The sequence below is a fragment of the Psychrobacter sp. CX21 genome (assembly GCF_057396255.1).
Map to the genome: position 1 here is coordinate 26,404 of NZ_JBXYJG010000015.1, position 19,432 is coordinate 45,835.

The following is a 19,432-nucleotide window of genomic DNA, read 5'->3' on the forward strand; positions in this document are numbered from 1 at the left end:
ATATACTCTAAACCATCTCATATTCAGCAAACCACTAAATGGTTACGATATCAACCTCGCTAAGTCTGCATGAGACGTACGTGAACACGATTGCTTTTATGATCATTTTAGACTTCGTTGACTATAACCATAGTTTTGTTTTATTTTAAACTTCGTTCATTCTTATTTTACATTATAATAGGCATCAACTATCTTATTTTGAATAGAAACTGATACTAAACTGACGCTAACCGCAAAGGCTTTATGAAAACAATTTTTTTAGACTTGGCTAAACTTGACCAAATAGATAGCGATACGCTACCCGTTAAAAATATCATGACAATTGGCAACTTTGATGGTGTCCATCTTGGTCATCAGGCGATGCTAACTAAGCTTAAACAAACCGCTCAGCAAAGCCAATCTGCAACCATGGTTATGATATTTGAACCTCAGCCTCGTGAATACTTTGCGACACTAACAAATGATCTTAGCGCCGCACCTGCCCGTTTGACCTCACTACATGAGAAGCTGCACCTACTGGAAGCGGTTGGCATAGATACAGTTGTGGTTGCAAAGTTTGATGAGGCGTTTCGCTCATTATCGGCTACTGCTTACACAAATATATTAACGCAAAATTTAAATGTCACCGCTTTAGTATTGGGGGATGACTTTAAGTTTGGTCAAGACCGCAGTGGCGACAGTCAATTTTTGCGTGACTATGGTCTTATAGTTACGAACCTAAATACGATTACAGATTCTAAGATAGACAGTGACGGTCAAAACATTCAACTAGATGACGACCGTATAAGCTCAACAAGAATACGTGATCTGTTAAACCAAGGTGATTTAACAACTGCCAATCATTTGCTAAACCGCGATTACAGCATCACTGGAATGGTGGTTGGCGGCGATAAAATTGGGCGTACGCTTGATTTTCCTACTGCAAATATAGCGCTGAATCGTATTCGTCCTGCTTTACATGGCGTATACGGTGTGGATGTCACGGTTGTAAATGAATCAGGGGACTGCGTACCCAATGCATTTGAAACCTTTGCAAAACCGAGTCAACAAGGCATCCAAGGCTTACGCCCACACAGCTTATTTGGTACAGCGAATATTGGCATTCGACCTTCTGTCGATCGTCCGCGCGATTGGCGTCTTGAAGTGTTCTTTCCCGAATTTTCTGGCGATCTATACGGAAGTATATTGAATGTACGTTTTCTGCATTTTTTACATGGGGAGCGTGAGTATGAAGGTTTGGATGCCCTTAAAGCGGGTATTCAACAAGATGTTGTAAATCTTATTAACTGGAGACACAGCCATTGAGATTAAGAAGTCAATCGTATTAATAAATCTCTAGTCGCAATAAAGCAAATTTTAAAGCTTATTTGGCTAAACATTTATTTAAAGATATTTATTAAAGTCGATGCGTTTTAATCCATTCGATTTGATGTATTCCTAGTATTGACTTAGTGGCAGCTAAAGCAGCATGGTAGCAGCTTTCAACACGCCCTTCATCGCACCAATCACCCGTGACTATCCATCGTTTGTCTGTATCAACATACGCCAATTGGTTTGAATTTTGAATATTTAGTTCAGTTGCAGCATAGCGCCAACGATGACAGTCGATATGTACTGGTTTTTGATGTTGTGTCCAGCCCATTATCTTTTGAGTCTCTTGCAATAGAGTGTCGATTATACTGTCCATATCCTCGTTGACATGTTTTTGCGCCCACTCATTACCTGAGTAAACAGTCATACTTGGCAATATATGCTCGCGTCCTGGCTTGCGGTTCTCTATAAATATTTTACTTAACACTGGTGAGTCTTCACGACTATTTCTCATTTCAAGTACATCCCATTCGATGTCATTCAAAATTGATTGAGCACCATCTTGAGAATCTTGCCATCCAAGCATTAATACATAACTTGCAAGCATGCTGTGCTGTTTGACCTCCTGTTTAAATTTAAAAGAGGTCTGATCAATAAGTTCATAAGCCTGCGCTTGCGGAGCAGTACAAACTACCCAATCAAACCTTCCCAAGTCCTTTCCAGTCTCATCGAATAGCTGGGTAGTTGTCGACTCAGTACAAGCGTGCTCAGCATTTGTATATCGAGTACTGGTAGACTGAATACGAGTAGATTCATTTATATTAGAACTATCTAAACCATCTTTTAAAGGTACCACTCGAGTCTTAAAACATAGCGTCGTGTGCTTAAGCTTATTTGCAATTTGTCGTCCTAATGTAGTCATTTTTGGGCAACTGATATATCTAGGATGATTCAAGCTCCATTGATCCGATGGCTTTATAGAAGCGTCAGTATGAGCATCATTTTCTAAATTTATTGGGTTTAGTGTTGCAGTCTTTGCAAGCCACGGGGTAATAGCGCCCTGTTTTAACCAAGGTTTAAGATAAGTTTGAAACGCATCGGACTTAGCGGTAAAAAACTGCGCACCAAAATCAAACTGCCACTTGCCAGACAGATTAGACGTCTGTTCAAGGCTTTTATAGCGTGTAGCAAGGCGACCAACCCCTGCTGATTTTTCAAAGATTTTAATGACTATAGGAACGTTAGACTGTTGAGCGTATTGCTCTATTAAATCGGCAGTAATAAGCCCGGTTAATCCTCCGCCTATAATAGCGATTCTACAAGGCTTACTGGGAGTATTATCTAAAAACTGTGACTTGTAATTAACTGAAGATGTCATAAGAACAACGCTGATTAAAGTATAGAATAAAAGGAAGGATTTAAATTAAGTATTCGAAGTTATAACTATAGCTATTCAAGAACTGCTAGTTTAAAAAAAGCCGTATCTATTTCAGCATAAATAAACCCTCCATTCAATTCAAATTTATTGAATAAAATGGAGGGTTTATGGTTTTTACTTTATTGTATTTATCGACTAAGCGATTTATTGACCCGACTTAACTGTATTTATTAAATCATCAATTACTGTCGCATCTGCTAAAGTCGATAAATCTCCTAAGCCCTCATACTCGCCTGCTGCTAGTTTGCGTAGAATACGGCGCATTATTTTACCCGAACGGGTCTTAGGTAAGGCATCCACAATGTAAATGGCATCTAAGTTTGCAATAGGACCAATCTCGGTGCGAACGTGTCGATTAATCTCGTTACGTAAGCGCTCACTATCCTCTTCGCCATGTCTTAGAATAACGTATGCACAAACCCCTTGACCTTTTAGGTCATGCGGCATACCTACAATAGCAGACTCTGCTGCAGCCGGATGCGAGACCAGCGCACTTTCAATTTCAGCAGTACCTAAACGGTGACCTGATACGTTAAGTACATCGTCGACACGGCCTGTAATCCAGTAATGTCCATCTTCATCACGTAATGCGCCATCACCTGTAAAATAGCTACCCGGATAGGTACTATAATAAGTCTCTAAGAAACGGTCATGATCGCCATAGATAGTGCGCATTTGTCCCGGCCAGCCACCTTTGATGATTAAATTACCTTCTGCTGGCCCGTCAAGTTCAGTGCCTTCTGAGTCAACAATAGCCGGTTCGATACCGTAAAGCGGATTCATGGCCGAACCTGGCTTCATATCAACAGTATTAGGAATAGGAGACATCAAGATACCACCGGTTTCTGTTTGCCACCATGTATCAACAATAGGGCAACGGCTCTCACCTACCACACTGTAGTACCAGTTCCATGCTTCAGGATTGATGGGCTCTCCTACTGAACCTAAAAGCCTTAGACTTGAACGATCAGACTCTCTGACATACGCATCACCCTCTTTCATCATCGCCCGAATGGCGGTGGGTGCAGTGTATAAAATACTGACATCATGCTTGTCAATAATATGACCAATACGCGCCCATGTTGGATACTGCGGTACCCCCTCGAACATGACAGACGTTGTACCGTTTGCTAGAGGCGCATACGTCACATAACTATGTCCTGTAATCCAGCCCACATCCGCTGTACACCAAAACACATCATCGGGTTTGACATCAAATACATCTCTAAATGTTGATACTGCATAGGTCAGATAACCACCAGTCGTATGAACGACTCCTTTAGGCTTGCCAGTAGATCCAGAGGTATATAATAAAAACAACGGATCTTCGGCATTCATCGTTTCAGGTTTACAGTCTTCTTGAGCGTTATCAATCACAGTGTGATACCACACGTCACGGCGTCCACTCATTGGTACCGAATTACCCGTACGATGCACTACAATGACTTTTTCAATACAATCGGTGCCATCTACATCCAGTGCTCTATCGACATTGGCTTTGAGCGGTGTATGCCGACCGCCACGTGTACCTTCATCAGCGGTAATGACTAATTTGGCTTGGCTATCAATGATACGACTGGCAAGACTCTCAGCTGAAAACCCACCAAAGACAACCGTATGTACAGCGCCAATACGTGCACACGCTAACATTGATACAATGGCTTCTGGCACCATTGGGAGGTACAAAATAACTCGATCACCTTTTGTGACACCCATCTTGCGCATGGCATTACCCAAACGGCAAACCTCAGCATGCAGCTCCTTGAATGAAATAATTCTGTGTAGTGACGGGTGGTCGCCTTCCCAAATAATAGCAGGCTTATAAGGATTGACTTCTAAATGACGGTCTAAACAGTTTACGGATACGTTCAGCTCACCATCTTCAAACCATTTTATTGAGAAGTTATCTAAATCGTAGTTAACGTTTTTGACTTTGGTAGGGGTTTTTATCCAATCTATCAGTTTCGCCCGTTCTGCCCAAAATGACTCATTATTCTCAATTGAGTCTTTATAGGTCTCAGTATATTTTTCGGGATTACAGTTTGATTGTGCAGCAAAGTCTGCACTCGCTGGAAATTGATTCATATAAAAGTCCTTTTTTATTTCAATAAAATTACTATCAGTAACTCAACGGCATAAATATATTAACTCACATCATTACTGCTCACACTTCCTGTTATTTACAGTCTTTACTAACTTTTTATTACTTATACTAGCATAACAAATTTGAGCGCTATTAAAGTATTTAAGAATGGTTATTCAGATAGTAGTATTTAAACCCTTGAATTTAAAACTTCAATTTCTAAAGCCTTGTATCTAAAGCTCACTATTTAGACATTCTAATTAAAATCAGATAATAAAAGCATCTATAATGAATATAGTCTATTTGATTAGATGTTAAAATGCCTACCTAACAAATTAACTAACACCTTAATTGCCATATTTAATAAATGATATTGACACATAATAAGCCAACTTATTCATTAAATGAAATGATTAAGTATGGCAGTTTTGTTGGTATTATACCGTCTTTTGCATCAACACTTTTCTCGTTACGGCTGCGTTATATCTCTGATACTTATATAGATTTAATAGATTATATAGTTTTAATAGATTTTGGTACAGTTGTAAACTTATAAATAGCTTACAGGAGTTATTAACTAAGCTTTCTTACAAAAAACGTATAATAAAACAACTTTTAAGTTAAGTTTATATTCAATGATTTATTTATTGCCTATTTTTCATTCATGTATTTTCGTCCATATATCGTTCACATAAAATTAAACATTAAGCTGAATCTATGACCACCCACCCCATCATAACTTCAAAAAAATCTGATAATAATAGTACGCCTGATAATAATACAGACGCCTCTATTCTTTACGTCGATGTACTTATCATCGGTGCTGGTGCTTCGGGGCTATATTGTGCCATGACCGCTGCCAAGCGTGGCCGTTGTGTGCAGGTTATTGACCACGCCAATAAAGCGGGTAAAAAAATACTGATGTCTGGTGGTGGACGCTGTAACTTTACCAACTATGTCGTAGAAGCAGAGAACTTTATTGGTGATAACAACCACTTTTGTAAATCAGCTTTAAAACGCTATAGTCCTTGGGAGTTTATTGGACTGGTTGAGAAACATAACATCCCCTATCATGAGCGAGATTATGGACAACTATTTTGTGATGACTCTTCTAAAGATATATTGAATTTGTTGTTAGATGAATGCGCGCAAGCGGGCGCTAAAGTTAAATTAAAAACCAGCGTCACTTCCGTATCTTCTATAAGCATATCTGCTTTAGGTACTTCTCCCTTAGGTATAAACTCCTCAGATACAACTTCCTTAGATCAAGATACTCATCACGGATTTGAGGTTGTCACCTCAGACGGTGTTTTCCACTGTGCTTCTTTGGTAGTAGCTACGGGTGGGTTGTCCATCCCGACGATGGGAGCTACTGGCTTTGGCTATCATGTCGCTCAGCAATTTGGACATGACATCATACCAACATCAGCAGGGTTAGTGCCTTTCACATTTACAGATAAACTTGGCGAGGTTATAGCAAATCTTGCTGGTATTAGCTTGGACGTGGTTGCTTTTAATGATCGTATAGCCTTTTCGCGGCCCATGCTATTTACCCATCGGGGTTTGTCCGGTCCTGCCATGCTTCAATTGTCAAACTACTGGGAAGTTGGGGAAACCATTCACATTAACCTATTACCTAATATAGATGTCACCGCACTATTAATCAACGCTAAGTCATCACATCCTAAACAGTTAATTCGCAGTGCATTGGCGGATTACTTTCCTAAAAAGCTGCTATTGGCGTTACAAGAATTGCACTGGTCTGAAGCTAAAGATACGACGCTGGCTAATATCAAAGATGAGACATTAGACGGTATTGGCGATAGAATAAATAACTGGACCATAAAGCCATCAGGAACGGAAGGATACCGTACTGCGGAAGTAACACGGGGTGGTATAAATACGGATGAGGTATCTTCCAAAACTTTTGAGAGTAAGCTTATGCCCAATCTATATTTTATTGGTGAGGTGCTTGATGTGACCGGCTGGCTTGGAGGTTATAACTTTCAATGGGCATGGGCAAGTGGCAAAGCATGCGGAGAAGTGGTCTAAAATTTGATATTTGGGCTTAATTGAATCAACACAAGATACTTTAAAACTATGAAAATATTTGAAAACTATCAAAAGAATAAAGCCATACAAACCTATATTAAGAAATTACCTAAGGTATTATCTAAAGATTATGGTAAGTCTAACTATTATACCCCTGCTCAAGTAAAGAGCAGTATGGATCGAGCAGGCTTAATGAGTGTTTATGCTTACTACGCAATGGTGTTGTACTGCGATAGACCTCATTTGGAGCAGTATGCACTCCAAACCTCCGAGCCATTTGATTATGACAGTATAAAAACTGATATTGGTGATAGCTTTTTCGATGGAAATAGCGACTTTACGCCTAAAATGATTGACTCATTAACGGATCAATACAATACAAGTATTCCATTTGATAATACTAACCCTGAAGGTCCCTTCGATATGGATGGTAGTGGAGATGGGTAAATTAATAAAATTTAAATCGGATTGGTTTTTTAAAAAATCTTCAGCGTTTTTAGTTAAGATATTGGTACCTTCTCACATGGTAGTTCATTTCGTGAAAAGGGTAAGTAAGTCTTATACATGAACAAACTGAGGTTCACATGAAATATCTAGTAAAAATCGCCATGCTTTTTTTAGTTTGTCTATCCATTCAAGCGTGTTCAATAAAATCTTATAATCAAGATAATCTAAATAAACCAGACTATAAATTCACGGTAGTCCGAGAATGTAATACAGAAACTTGCTCTTTTTATCGTATACAAAATAACAATAAAACTGAAATTATCAACTTTGATATAGGTAGAGTTAGTGAGGTTAAGAAATTAAATAATGATTTATATAACTTTAATCTATCTTGTGGATACGCATGTGGTCTAAAGTACTATGTTACTATAGATAATATGTTTGTCACTCAAGATAATGAAATACTCGTTGATAATCAAAAAAAATGTATTGTATATGCCGATTGGAATGAGAAAAAAATATATTCACGAGATTTAAAAAACCCCGCTTTAGGAAATCAGCTGCTATATGACTTCTCAACAGACGATAGATATATAAACAATACTGACAATCTTAGAGAGTTATTAGAAAGGGAGCCACTACATCAATTATTTAATGAAGATGCCGTTATTGATGATTCTGGTACGTTACATTTATATTTATTAGGTAGAGAGTCGGACTTGCTAGAACTTCATGTAGAAAATGCTTGTACAATCTTTTAAATCGCATATTAAAGTTCGTAATTACATACTTACGCTATAACTCATCAAACTTAAGTCCGAATTTCATTAAGTATTTACGTAGCCTATCACTGTCATTTGGATTTTTTAGGTTATTACGTGAGCTTGAGAATAAATAGCGTCCTGCCGCTGCTTGGCTCTTATGCTGATGACATACTGAGATAACATAGGCCAGTTGTACCCTGTCAAAAGGATCTAAATCAAAAGCATCTAATTTATAGATACCACTATCATCAAATTCGCTGTTAGCACTATTATTAGTATCATTATTTGAATTACCAATATAATTATTATTAGCAAAGCCATTCAATTCTGCATGTAATACGCCATCACTTAGTTGTTCTAACTGGTGTTGCGCTGAGCTTAGCGCATCAGTATTTAGCATATGGCTTTGGTTGGGAGTAATTGACCAGAGGTTTTTCAAACGCTCAATTTCAGCCTCTACATCTTCGGTTCTGATGACTTTACTGTCCGTTAATGTGGTAAGACGCGTCATACTGGCGGATAAGTCTCTAAAGTTACCTGCCCAAGTCGCCTGCTCGCTAGTAGCAAAGTCTTCGTAAAGATTGCGAGCTTCTTTTTCAAAGCGATATTGATTTTGATCTTCGCTACCCAGTCTTGCCAGTTCATAATCAATATTGACGGACAAATCTTCCAATCGATCTTTAAGCGATGGTAAAAAGAAAGTCCAAGTATTCAGCCTAGCGAACAAGTCTGCTCTAAATTCACCCGCTACAACAGCTTGCCGCAAATCCTTATTAGTACCCGCCATGAGCTGAAACGACACTGTTACTGGGCGGTCGCTACCCACAGGGTAGAATCGTTGTTCTTCTAAGGCTGTGAGTAGCATCGCCTGTTCATCCAGCCCAAGCTCTCCTATTTCATCTAAAAATAAAACACCACTATCGGCCGATTTTAACAATCCATCCCGATTAGAAGAAGCACCTGTAAATGCGCCTTTAACATGACCAAATAAGACACTCATTGCGGTATCGCCGCGAAGCGTCGCACAGTTCACTTCCACAAATGTGTCAAGCTTACCTTGAGTAGGACTCGTATCGGCTTTGAGTTTTTTGAGGGCATAAATTTGGCTTGCCAGTTGCGACTTCCCAGCCCCTGTTGCCCCCATCAATAAAATAGGCGCTGTTGAACGTGTGGCTACCTTTTCGATGTCTTCAATTAGCTTTTGATAGGCTTTATTTTGGGTTATTAAATTGGCTTGTAAAGTCTGCCAGTGTTGAGCTTTTTCGGCTTCAAAACGCTCTCGCAGTCCATCGTATTTAGAAACATCTAAATCAATGGTTTGAAAACGCCCTTGTGGGTTATTTTTGTCAGGTTTTGGGCAGGGCGAGGTTTGTATTAAGTCTGCCGGTATAAACCCAGCTTCAACCAACAAAAACCAACATATTTGGGCAACGTGTGTGCCCGTGGTGAGGTGAACCAAATAATCCGTATTATTGGCGAATTCAAAACCAGTTACGAAGTCATACAACTGTGCATACACCTCGGCAAAATCCCAAGGATGCGCTAAGGTTAAGGGATGAGCCACTACTTCGGTATTGGGTGATACTTTTTTTACATCATCTTCAATGATACTCAAGAGCCGCTTGTTTTGAGGACTATAAAGAATATGAAGCTCATCAACCAACAATTCATCGTGTAAACATAGGCTCACCGTCGGGCGCCAACGTTGCCATCGCTTATCGTTAAATCCATTGTCTAAAGTCGTTCCTAAAAAACCGATGACGGCAGTTTTATTCATTTATGACCTACTAGTGCTAATTGAAACTAGATATTATTTATATTTTTTTATACGAATATAGAAATATAACTATATCAGATTCAATGAACTCCTTGTCAATTATATTAAATTAAAATATTTATAATTTATTTTTCTATTAAAATCAGTACTTTATATAAATTTTAAATATTTATATAAAGGTTGGCACGTGCTTCGCAGTATTAATAATGCAATAACCAATATTAATTCTAATCCAATGTATTCATTGAACTATTTATAATTTATTTTTATTAATCGAACTATTTAATAAGGAGCAAACCATGCAACCTACCACTCATAATATACTTCAAGAAGGTGGAGCCCCTATTCGGCTTTGGACAAAGGGCGTGCCTGTTGACCCCAAAGCACACGAGCAGCTTATTAAAGCGTCTCAAATGCCATTTATTTATAAATGGCTCGCGGTAATGCCCGATGTGCATGTAGGTATTGGCGCCACTATCGGTACAGTATTACCTACCAAAGAAGCGATTATTCCTGCTGCTGTTGGGGTGGATATTGGCTGCGGAATGATGGCGGTTAAGACCACATTGACTGCAAGCGATCTACCCGATAACTTGCGTGGATTGCGTCTTGAACTTGAAAAGGCCATTCCTCATGGTCGTAGTAAAACCCGTGGTCGTGGATCGCGCCGTGATGTGGGCGCTTGGACCAATCCTGATGAAGCAGTATTAAATGGTTGGAGCGATTTGCAGGCTGATTTTGATTATCTGTGTCAAAAGCACCCTCGCCTAAAAAACACCAACAATCTAAATCACCTAGGAACGCTAGGAACAGGCAACCACTTTGTTGAGGTTTGTCTGGATGAAACCAATCAAGTTTGGATTATGTTGCACTCAGGTTCACGCGGTGTGGGTAATGCTATTGGACGCTATTTTATTGAATTAGCGCGAGAAGATATGCGCAAATTGTTCATCAATCTGCCCGATAAAGACTTGGCCTATTTTGCTGAGGGTACAGAGCATTTTGAAGATTATTGGTTTGCGGTAGGTTGGGCGCAGCGTTTCGCTTACAAGAACCGTGAAATCATGATGGAAAAAGCGATTAAAGCTTTGCATGAAATTATCCCTAAACCATTCGATGCAGCCGTCAAAGCGGTAAACTGTCACCATAACTATGTAGCAAAAGAAGAGCATTATGGTGAGGAAGTATTCGTAACCCGTAAAGGAGCGGTACGTGCCAAAATGGGCGAATATGGAATCATTCCCGGCTCTATGGGGGCTAAATCGTTTATCGTACGAGGTAAGGGTAACGAAGAGTCGTTTTGCTCCTGTTCGCATGGGGCTGGGCGGGTTATGTCACGTACTCAAGCCAAAAAAGAGTTTACAGTTGAGGATCAAATTGCTCAAACCGAAGGCGTGGAGTGCCGTAAGGATACAGCCGTTATTGATGAGATTCCTGCCGCGTATAAGGATATTGAAGACGTCATGGCGGCGCAAAGTGATTTGGTAGAAGTTGTGCATACGCTTCGGCAGGTGGTTTGTGTTAAGGGATAGAATCCCTCCCAGCCTTTCTCTATATAGTGAAGGAGATAGACTCAAGCTAATTGTTCATTTTAGGATTACAAACTATGAAATACCAAGAATATAAAGATACTAACTTAATCCCAGAACTTGTTGATTGGAAAGCTTGTAATGGTGAAGACTTTACTATTGAAGATTGGTTAAACTTTCATTTAAAACCTCAACTTACTATAGCTTACACTACTGTTTTCTGTCCTGAGTTTGAAGAATATAACGGTGGTTTATTTTTTAAAGGTGAATACAACCGCAATACAATGGCTGGTGATATTGAAACGCACCACTATGGAAATTTTATCGATTATCAGTCTTTTACTAACTTCAGAGAGGTTGCATATTTCATGCAGTCCTCCTATGAAGATAAGCTGCATCCTGTCCAAGTAGAATTCATGGGTAAGATGTTAGAAAAAATTTGGGGTTATCAGCTTATAGCACAGTTTCCACATTTAAACCCACAAGTGAAATATTGCGGATTAGATGTGAATCCAATAGAAGATGCTAACGTTACTTTTTGGGCACAGCCACCATTAGAGAAATAAGGATAAGACTATGTGCAACGAGGTCATTATAAGTACCGACTACCCCATAGATTTAGCAAAACTCAATCAAATGAATGTGTATTTTGAGCAAACTGTTGCTGAAAAAAACACAGTCAACCTTAAATACGACAATGTCTATCGCCTTGCTACCTATGGCGTCAATTACTGTAGTTGCGGTTTTAGAATATATGATGGTAATGCTTTTGACTATGAGTTTATCGGTTTGCAAGACTGGCTTGAAGAGGACAAAAATGATAGTAATATTCTAAATACAAAATTTTTGTTTCAGGTGATTAAGAATATCGTGAATAAAGGCTATCAGTTTGATAGTTTTACGGTTTGGAATGGTGATGAACAAAAACCGCCTGTAAAGTCGATGGTTGTGAATGTTAATGACGTGGATAAGACTGAATTTATGTTATTTGATAGTGCTTATTTTAGCTATGTTAAATAAATGCAGTTATTATAATCATATTTAGATTTTAAGTAGTGCATTTTAAAACGTTATAAAAGTACGCTAACCTATAAGGCTTGGCAGGATGCCTATGCAAACTTTCATGAACCTTATGAGGCTTTGGTGTCTAGTTGCAATGGTTTTAAGGGCAAACAAGGGTTAGTTGAATTACTGAACCATGATAATACTAACGGCGATTATGCAAGAGTATTTGACGTCTGCTGAATAGAGATGTGTCCTTACTATTTTCGCTTAGGCTATTTATATGAAATAGCTATTGCTTAAGCTTAACCATGCGCCCTTAACACCATACCAGCGTCTACGCTACAAAAATAGTTAAGTCTGCTTACCGAGAGTATCGCCTTAATAGAACTAAAAATAAATAAACAAACTGGAGAATAAAAATGAAACTTGCCGAAGCCCTACTCATCCGTAGCGATATGCAAAAAAAGCTGGCGCAGTTAAAAGGGCGCATCAAAAATAACGTTAAGGTGCAAGAAGGCGATACACCAAGTGAAGACCCAAACGAGCTGATGATTGAGGCGAGCCAAATTATCACCGAGTTGTCCGGCTTAATTGAACGTATTCATCGTACCAACGCGGCGGCGACCACTGATAACGGTGCGTCTATGCTAAGCTTACTTGTAGAGCGTGATACGCTTGAGATACGCCATAAGCTGTTAGTTGATATGATAGAGGCAACACGTAACGAGGAAGACCGTTATAGTTATCGTGAGATCAAGTGGGATGTGATTGTTTCGGTATCTAGCTTACAAAAACAAGCCGATGATATCGCCATAAAATTGCGTAAGCTCAACCTTGTGATTCAAGCTAATAATTGGCAGATTGAATTGCTCGATTAAACTTATATTCAAATAATACTCTATCAAATAACCATTTGATAGACTACCAGTTTGGAACCGACTGGGCGAGTGTCAGACCCGTACTTCCACAGCAGGGGGTTGAAAATATACTGCAGTGGCCTACCCGATGCGTCGTGGGCAGGCGTTACTTTTACACCTTATGCCTCGTACTCATCACACTGTACTATGCACTTGTTAGACCTTACTACCAGACACTGACAGTCGGTTTCAATTTTATTAAGACAATAAATAATCCTTAACCCTGCTAGACCTCATCAAACGTTAGCAATGTTAAGGACTTTTAAGAAGTAACGCAGTATGATACTGCATTTTATATAAAGCGTTTCGATGGTGAGTTATGAAGATTTTAGAATCAAAGTATTATGTCGATCGGCAATACCTAATTACGGATCAATGTGATGGTAACCGTATTGTGGTGGACAATCGCTTATGGGCATCAAAATACCAGCCTTATAGTGATTTGCTCGATCATTTGTTTGGTGGGGTATACATCGGCAGTTCGGATTTGGTTATCGCTCAAGATAAGCTTAATCAGTTGGTTCAGTGTACGGATTTCACTCATTTGGACTATTCTAAAAAGACGAATGCGTTTTTTGAAAAAGAGCTGTGCTATTTTCATCCAGAATATGAGATTTTTGTTGTACTCAATACAAATTTGTCTAATGACTATGAAAATGAGCTGTTCGAAAACGGGTTGCTTAAGTTAGAAAACGTCTATTTTGACAAAGGACGCGACAATATTAAGGCAGATGTGGATGCTTTTTTTGATGCGTTTGTCGATAAGTATCAACCCAAAGAGCCAAAAGTGTCTATATTGGTTAAGACGAATGATGGCTTTGAGCTTAATACCCACAAAATCATCCCCTACCCTATTGATATAAGTCTGATGTACAACGATGACTTCGCCGATGTTCATGCGCATATTGTCGAATCACTATCTACGACGCATAAAGGCATTGTTTTGCTACATGGTATTGCAGGCTCGGGTAAATCAAATTATATTAAATGGTTGACAAGCCAAGTGACCGATAAAAAGTTTATCTTTGTGCCCAGTACCATGATTCATATGTTGGCAGATCCTGGGTTTATTACGCTACTCATTGAGAATAAAGGCTCAGTATTGGTATTAGAGGATTGTGAGAATTATATTGGGGAGCGTACTCCAGAAAATAGCAATACCGACATGGTGTCTTCCATCTTGAATATTGCAGATGGCATGCTATCTGATGTGCTAGCTTGTCAATTGATTTGTACTTTTAATTCAGATATTTCACAGATTGATCCTGCGCTGATGCGTAAAGGACGCCTGATTGCTGAATATAAGTTTCATGAACTTGAAACGGCTAAAGCCAATGCGTATTTGGCAGCCTATGCAAACAAAGCTGATGCGTCAGATACTGATACTGATACTGATACTGTTACTGATTATAATGATCAAGACACGGACGAGTCTGATACCTTATACGATAGTGGTGAAGACAGTATTGACCAAAAAGACAATGAATCAGACGACGCGCGTATTGCGGCCAAAGCTCAAGATTTTGAGCATAAGTTAAATGGTACAGATCCTTTGATGCAATCTGAGTTGCCATTAACGGTGGATTCTCCAATTTCGCTTGCCGAACTGGTCAATTTGACAGACAAATCATATCGTGAAGTAGTCAAAAAGAATCGAACCATAGGTTTTATCCATTAGGGCATGGCTTCAATTCGTACAATAATATTTAAATGGGCTAAAAGATATAGTCAATGAAGTCTAAAATGGTGACAAGGGCAACCGAGTGCAAGTACTATTCATGTAGGCTTAGCAAGGTTAATGCCGTAACCGTTCAGTAATTCGCTGACTATAAATAGCCGCCTATATCTGGAAACTTAGATAACCCTTAATAAACATAAATAACCTTAATAACCTGGAATAACTTTAAATAAAAAGTAGGCACCATGACGGATGCAGCAGTAAAAAAACGGCTCAAAATAGACGGCAGCATAGGAGAAGGCGGTGGACAAATCATCCGTACAGCGCTGGCGTTATCTATGCTGACAGGTACGCCGATTGAAGTGAATAACATCCGTGATGGTCGTGCAAAACCTGGTTTGATGCGTCAGCACCTTATGTGTGTTAAAGCTTCAAAAGAGATATCTAATGCAACCGTTACTGGCGCTCATTTAAATAGCACAAGCTTAAGGTTTGAGCCCAGTGAGGTGTCGGCAGGCGATTATGTGTTTGATATAGGCTCGGCGGGTAGTACCAATCTAGTGCTACAGACCATACTCCTAGCGCTATTGTTTGCAGCATCAGCGAATCGCTCAAACCAATCTTCAACCATTACGATAAAGGGCGGTACACACAATCCATTTGCGCCAACTGCTGATTTTGTTCAGTATGGGTTTGTACCAGCATTGTCTAAGCTTGGCATGCAGATAGATTATGAATTGATTAAGTCTGGATACGCGCCTATCGGCGGCGGTGAAATCAGGGTCAAGATTAGGCCTTACCTACGTCGTGCCACTGCGACACCTTTTAATCTTACTAAACGAGGGAACTTGATTGCCATTCATTTGGTCGCTAGTCATTTAAATCTTGATAGTGATATCTGTCAGCGTGAGCTGCTAATTGCGACAGATAGATTATCTAAGTTAAATTTAGATACGGCTTTGATAACCACGCATATAGAAAAGCAGTCAGGTATTGGAGAGGGTAACTGCTGTTATGCCATAGTGACACATACTATTAACGACGTTAAGACTGAATCTAAAAACGTTGAAGCAAAGCATGTAGTGAAAAAACATTTTAATCAAGATAGTATGCCTGTACATCAAGAAGTGTTTACGTTACTGGGAGAAAAACACACATCGTCCGAGAAGGTAGGTACGCGATTTGCTGGTTTAGTAAAACGCTATCTTTACAAAACAGATGCAGTTGTGGATGAGTATTTAACCGATCAATTGCTATTACCTTTGGCTTTGTCGGGTGGCGGTGAGTTTTCATCTCGGCTTATAAGCAATCATAGCAGGACGCAAGCGTGGCTGATTCAGCAGTTTTTGCCCGTTAACATAGAATTTGAAAAGTTTAACGAGCATTGCTATAGAGTTAGGGTTTATGATTAGGCGCTTTCTTTAGCGTATCAATGACTTAAACGCCTTTATTAACTGTAGGGTTAGGTATACTGCTTAGTTTATTATATTGCTGGTTTGGTAAATAAACCAGCCTTTTCAAACTGCGCGGCTAGCGCGAGTAAGCGAGCTTCATCGTTCATTTGACCAATAAATTGCATGCCAATTGGCAACCCTTTTTGGCTCATCCCTAAAGGTACTGACATTGCAGGCAGACCTGTGATATTACCCAAAGTGGTAAACGCCATTTTACTAAGGACAGGCGCACTGAGCTTTTCTACCAAATTGGAATTGTAAATCCATTTGCCAATATTGATCCCTTTATCAACTAAGCCTGTTATATTCAAAAGCACCTCATCGAGACGGCTAGGTGGTATGACACCGTGTTTTACAGCGGCAGTAGGTACGGTAGGACATAAAATCATGTCGTACTGCTCAAGGAGTAATCCTGTTTGATATTGCACGTCATGCCAGCCCTGCTTGGCTTTTAGTAAATCCATGACGCTTAGTGAGCGACCTATCATGGCCATATTGAGGGTTTGGGGTTCAAGATTGCTAACATGCGATTTGCCATAGCGTAAGGCGATGTCTTCAATATGATAGGCCGTATGCGCGCAGACTACTGTAAAAAAGTCTCGCCACATTCTATCTTTATTAATGTTTGGTACGGCCTGCTCAACGCTATGCCCCATTTCTTCTAGCTGACTGGCTGTCATTTTAAGAACGCCTTCGACTTCTTTATCTACCGTAGCACCTGGGAATAAAGGTGTTGGCATAAGAGCAATGTTAAGCGATTTGGGCGGGGTATTAGTAGCTTGTAAGAAGTCGTCGTTACCTGAGGGCGTGCTCACAAACGCTGAGCCTATCTCACGCCCTGACGTTGCATCGAGCATTGCGGCGCTATCTCTCACACTGCGAGTTATGACGTGGTCGGCAACAGCCCCCTCCCATCCTTCTGAGGTTAATGGACCACTTGGATTACGCCCGCGGCTGGGTTTTAATCCGAACACACCGCACCACGCTGAGGGAAATCGAATCGACCCCCCACCATCTCCACCGCCTGCCATAGGTACGATGCCCGCGCTCACTGCTGCGGCACTCCCACCAGAGGAGCCGCCACTACTATAGCCTTTTTTGAAAGGATTGTGCGTTGGCCCAAAGGATTTGGGTTCGGTTGTAATCATAAGACCAAACTCAGGCGTATTGGTTTTGCCAAATGTGTTGACACCTGTCGCTCGCATCCGCCGCACCAACTCATTGTCTTGATTGGGCACAACATGGATACTACGGCTTCCCATCTTAATAGGCTCGCCTGCAAATAAGAAGTTTAAATCTTTTAATAAATAAGGCACACCGCTAAAGATACCATCTGGCAAGCCTTGATTGGCGGCATTATAAGCCCGCTCATCAAACCGATGAATAATGGCGTTTAATTGCGGGTTGAGTTCGTTTGCACGATGTATTGCAGCCTCTAAGGCTTCTTTGGCACTGATATCGCCTGATTTTATAAGTGTTCCCAGTCCAATGGCGTCGTATTGTGTATATTCTTTAAACATAGAAATCCTTGTCTATTTGTGCGTAGTGCGCTTATTTTTATGGTATATAACAAAGCAAGAAATGAAAAATATGGTTTAAAAAAAAGGTTCGAAAATCGTAGTTTAAAAACTGTTTAAAAGCTATCTATCTCTTAGTCTTATATTAAATCTGATAATTTACCTATCGAGGAAAACGTATGCAAACGCTACAAGTAATTGACTTTGCAAGTTTGACAAAGAGAGGTTGTTTTTAAAAAAGGTATTACTTAGCTTTATATTCTACAAATTTAATAGCTATAGTCTGCGAATTATTAAACGGTTACGGTGTTTACTTCGCTAGGCCTACAAAAGTACTACTACGACTCGGTTGCCTTATAACCATTTTAGACATCTTTGACTATAGCTTATAGCAAAGGCAATAAAAAAGCCAAACCCTAAGGTTTGGCTTTTGGCATTACAATATTTGATGCAGAAATATACGGATTGCTACATAAGCGTTCTATAAAGTTGCAGTTCATTTAGCTTACGTAAATTGTCTCAACTTAATAGTATATTGTTAAGTAATTTATATTGAATAACAATGTATATAAGTTATCTAAATTATTTAACGGGTACTTCCATCAGCAAGACATACGCATCTTCTAAAGCTTCAACATTAAAACCCTCAGTATCTAAGATACCCATACCGTCACGTCTATTAAGCACTTCATCACCAATTTTTACGCTACCTTCAATGACAAAAGCATAGACACCGTTTTGAGGGTTTTTTAGCGTATAGTTCGCGGTAACACCTTTATCCAGATTACCCATATGGAACCAGGCATCTTGATGAATCCATACACCTGCATCATCAGGATTAGGAGATAATATTTGGCTAAACTCGTTAGGCTTCAACATATCAGCAATCTTAAGCTGCTGATAACGTGGCTCAACACCGTGTTTGTTCGGTGTAATCCAAATTTGGAAAAACTTAACAGGTTCGCCAGCTTCTCCATTCATTTCACTATGCGCAATGCCAGTACCCGCTGACATTACCTGAATCTCACCACTTTCAATAATACCATTTGTACCAATGGTATCTTTGTGTGCAAGCTTACCTGATGTTGGAATTGAAACAATTTCCATATCACGGTGCGGATGCGTACCAAATCCTTTACCACCTTCTACATGGTCATCATTAATTACGCGTAAGGCACCAAAGCCCATACGATCAGGATTATAGTAGTTAGCAAAACTAAAGGTGTGTTTACTTTTTAACCAACCGTGGTTGGCATCACCGCGAGTATCTGCTCTATGTATTATAGTTTTCATAATTATTCCTTATTATTTAATATAAATTAATGGCTATAACCATTTAACACGCCTATTATACCATAAAGATATTCTTAACTTAACACCATTACTATTAATATATGATTAAGTATCTTAAATTCTGCATTCTATTTAACTCATTAATAAGTAAGGTTAATCTTATTTTA

Annotated in this window: 15 protein-coding genes; 10 read left to right on the forward strand and 5 right to left on the reverse strand. The window is 39.5% G+C overall.

The window, feature by feature from the left end; genetic code table 11:
- Nucleotides 1-243 precede the first annotated feature (243 nt).
- Complete coding sequence (ribF, locus tag AC2SLP_RS09275; protein ID WP_486536388.1) at nucleotides 244-1,305, forward strand: riboflavin biosynthesis protein RibF; 1,062 nt, start codon at nucleotides 244-246, stop codon at nucleotides 1,303-1,305.
- A 91-nt stretch (nucleotides 1,306-1,396) separates the two neighbouring features.
- Here the strand turns inward: ribF and AC2SLP_RS09280 are convergent, their stop codons facing one another.
- Complete coding sequence (locus AC2SLP_RS09280; RefSeq protein ID WP_486536389.1) at nucleotides 1,397-2,689, reverse strand: NAD(P)/FAD-dependent oxidoreductase; 1,293 nt, start codon at nucleotides 2,687-2,689, stop codon at nucleotides 1,397-1,399.
- Nucleotides 2,690-2,893: 204 nt separating this feature from the next.
- A complete protein-coding gene (acs, locus tag AC2SLP_RS09285; RefSeq protein ID WP_486536390.1) occupies nucleotides 2,894-4,834 on the reverse strand; it encodes an acetate--CoA ligase in 1,941 nt (646 codons plus the stop codon).
- 847 nt (nucleotides 4,835-5,681) lie between these two features.
- Between acs and AC2SLP_RS09290 the strand changes: the two genes are divergently transcribed.
- From AC2SLP_RS09290 to AC2SLP_RS09300, 3 genes are all read left to right on the forward strand, one after another.
- The gene (locus tag AC2SLP_RS09290; protein ID WP_486536432.1) at nucleotides 5,682-6,884 is read left to right on the forward strand and encodes a BaiN/RdsA family NAD(P)/FAD-dependent oxidoreductase; all 1,203 of its coding nucleotides are present in this window, start codon (nucleotides 5,682-5,684) and stop codon (nucleotides 6,882-6,884) included.
- Nucleotides 6,885-6,932: 48 nt separating this feature from the next.
- The gene (locus AC2SLP_RS09295) at nucleotides 6,933-7,331 is read left to right on the forward strand and encodes a DUF6559 family protein (RefSeq protein WP_486536391.1); all 399 of its coding nucleotides are present in this window, start codon (nucleotides 6,933-6,935) and stop codon (nucleotides 7,329-7,331) included.
- Nucleotides 7,332-7,468: 137 nt separating this feature from the next.
- The gene (locus AC2SLP_RS09300) at nucleotides 7,469-8,092 is read left to right on the forward strand and encodes a hypothetical protein (RefSeq protein WP_486536392.1); all 624 of its coding nucleotides are present in this window, start codon (nucleotides 7,469-7,471) and stop codon (nucleotides 8,090-8,092) included.
- Between the two features lie 34 nt (nucleotides 8,093-8,126).
- Here the strand turns inward: AC2SLP_RS09300 and rtcR are convergent, their stop codons facing one another.
- Nucleotides 8,127-9,872, reverse strand: coding sequence for an RNA repair transcriptional activator RtcR (rtcR, locus tag AC2SLP_RS09305; RefSeq protein WP_486536393.1), 1,746 nt, complete (start codon nucleotides 9,870-9,872; stop codon nucleotides 8,127-8,129).
- 299 nt (nucleotides 9,873-10,171) lie between these two features.
- Between rtcR and AC2SLP_RS09310 the strand changes: the two genes are divergently transcribed.
- The 6 genes from AC2SLP_RS09310 to rtcA all read left to right on the forward strand — a co-directional run bounded on the left by AC2SLP_RS09310 (nucleotide 10,172) and on the right by rtcA (nucleotide 16,413).
- Nucleotides 10,172-11,404, forward strand: a complete 1,233-nt coding sequence (locus AC2SLP_RS09310; protein WP_486536394.1) for an RtcB family protein — start codon at nucleotides 10,172-10,174, stop codon at nucleotides 11,402-11,404.
- A 74-nt stretch (nucleotides 11,405-11,478) separates the two neighbouring features.
- A complete protein-coding gene (locus AC2SLP_RS09315; protein WP_486536396.1) occupies nucleotides 11,479-11,967 on the forward strand; it encodes a hypothetical protein in 489 nt (162 codons plus the stop codon).
- A 10-nt stretch (nucleotides 11,968-11,977) separates the two neighbouring features.
- On the forward strand, nucleotides 11,978-12,421 hold the full coding sequence (locus tag AC2SLP_RS09320) for a hypothetical protein (RefSeq protein WP_486536398.1): 444 nt from the start codon (nucleotides 11,978-11,980) through the stop codon (nucleotides 12,419-12,421).
- Between the two features lie 404 nt (nucleotides 12,422-12,825).
- Nucleotides 12,826-13,284, forward strand: coding sequence for a DIP1984 family protein (locus AC2SLP_RS09325; RefSeq protein ID WP_486536399.1), 459 nt, complete (start codon nucleotides 12,826-12,828; stop codon nucleotides 13,282-13,284).
- Between the two features lie 358 nt (nucleotides 13,285-13,642).
- Nucleotides 13,643-15,001, forward strand: a complete 1,359-nt coding sequence (locus AC2SLP_RS09330; RefSeq protein WP_486536400.1) for an AAA family ATPase — start codon at nucleotides 13,643-13,645, stop codon at nucleotides 14,999-15,001.
- Nucleotides 15,002-15,246: 245 nt separating this feature from the next.
- Nucleotides 15,247-16,413 (forward strand): RNA 3'-terminal phosphate cyclase, encoded by a 1,167-nt coding sequence (gene rtcA, locus AC2SLP_RS09335; RefSeq protein WP_486536401.1) that lies wholly within the window; start codon nucleotides 15,247-15,249, stop codon nucleotides 16,411-16,413.
- Nucleotides 16,414-16,484: 71 nt separating this feature from the next.
- Here the strand turns inward: rtcA and AC2SLP_RS09340 are convergent, their stop codons facing one another.
- Together AC2SLP_RS09340 and AC2SLP_RS09345 are read right to left on the reverse strand one after the other, a co-directional pair.
- Nucleotides 16,485-17,975, reverse strand: a complete 1,491-nt coding sequence (locus tag AC2SLP_RS09340) for an amidase (RefSeq protein WP_486536402.1) — start codon at nucleotides 17,973-17,975, stop codon at nucleotides 16,485-16,487.
- 579 nt (nucleotides 17,976-18,554) lie between these two features.
- Nucleotides 18,555-19,265 (reverse strand): pirin family protein, encoded by a 711-nt coding sequence (locus tag AC2SLP_RS09345; RefSeq protein WP_486536403.1) that lies wholly within the window; start codon nucleotides 19,263-19,265, stop codon nucleotides 18,555-18,557.
- Nucleotides 19,266-19,432 lie beyond the last annotated feature (167 nt).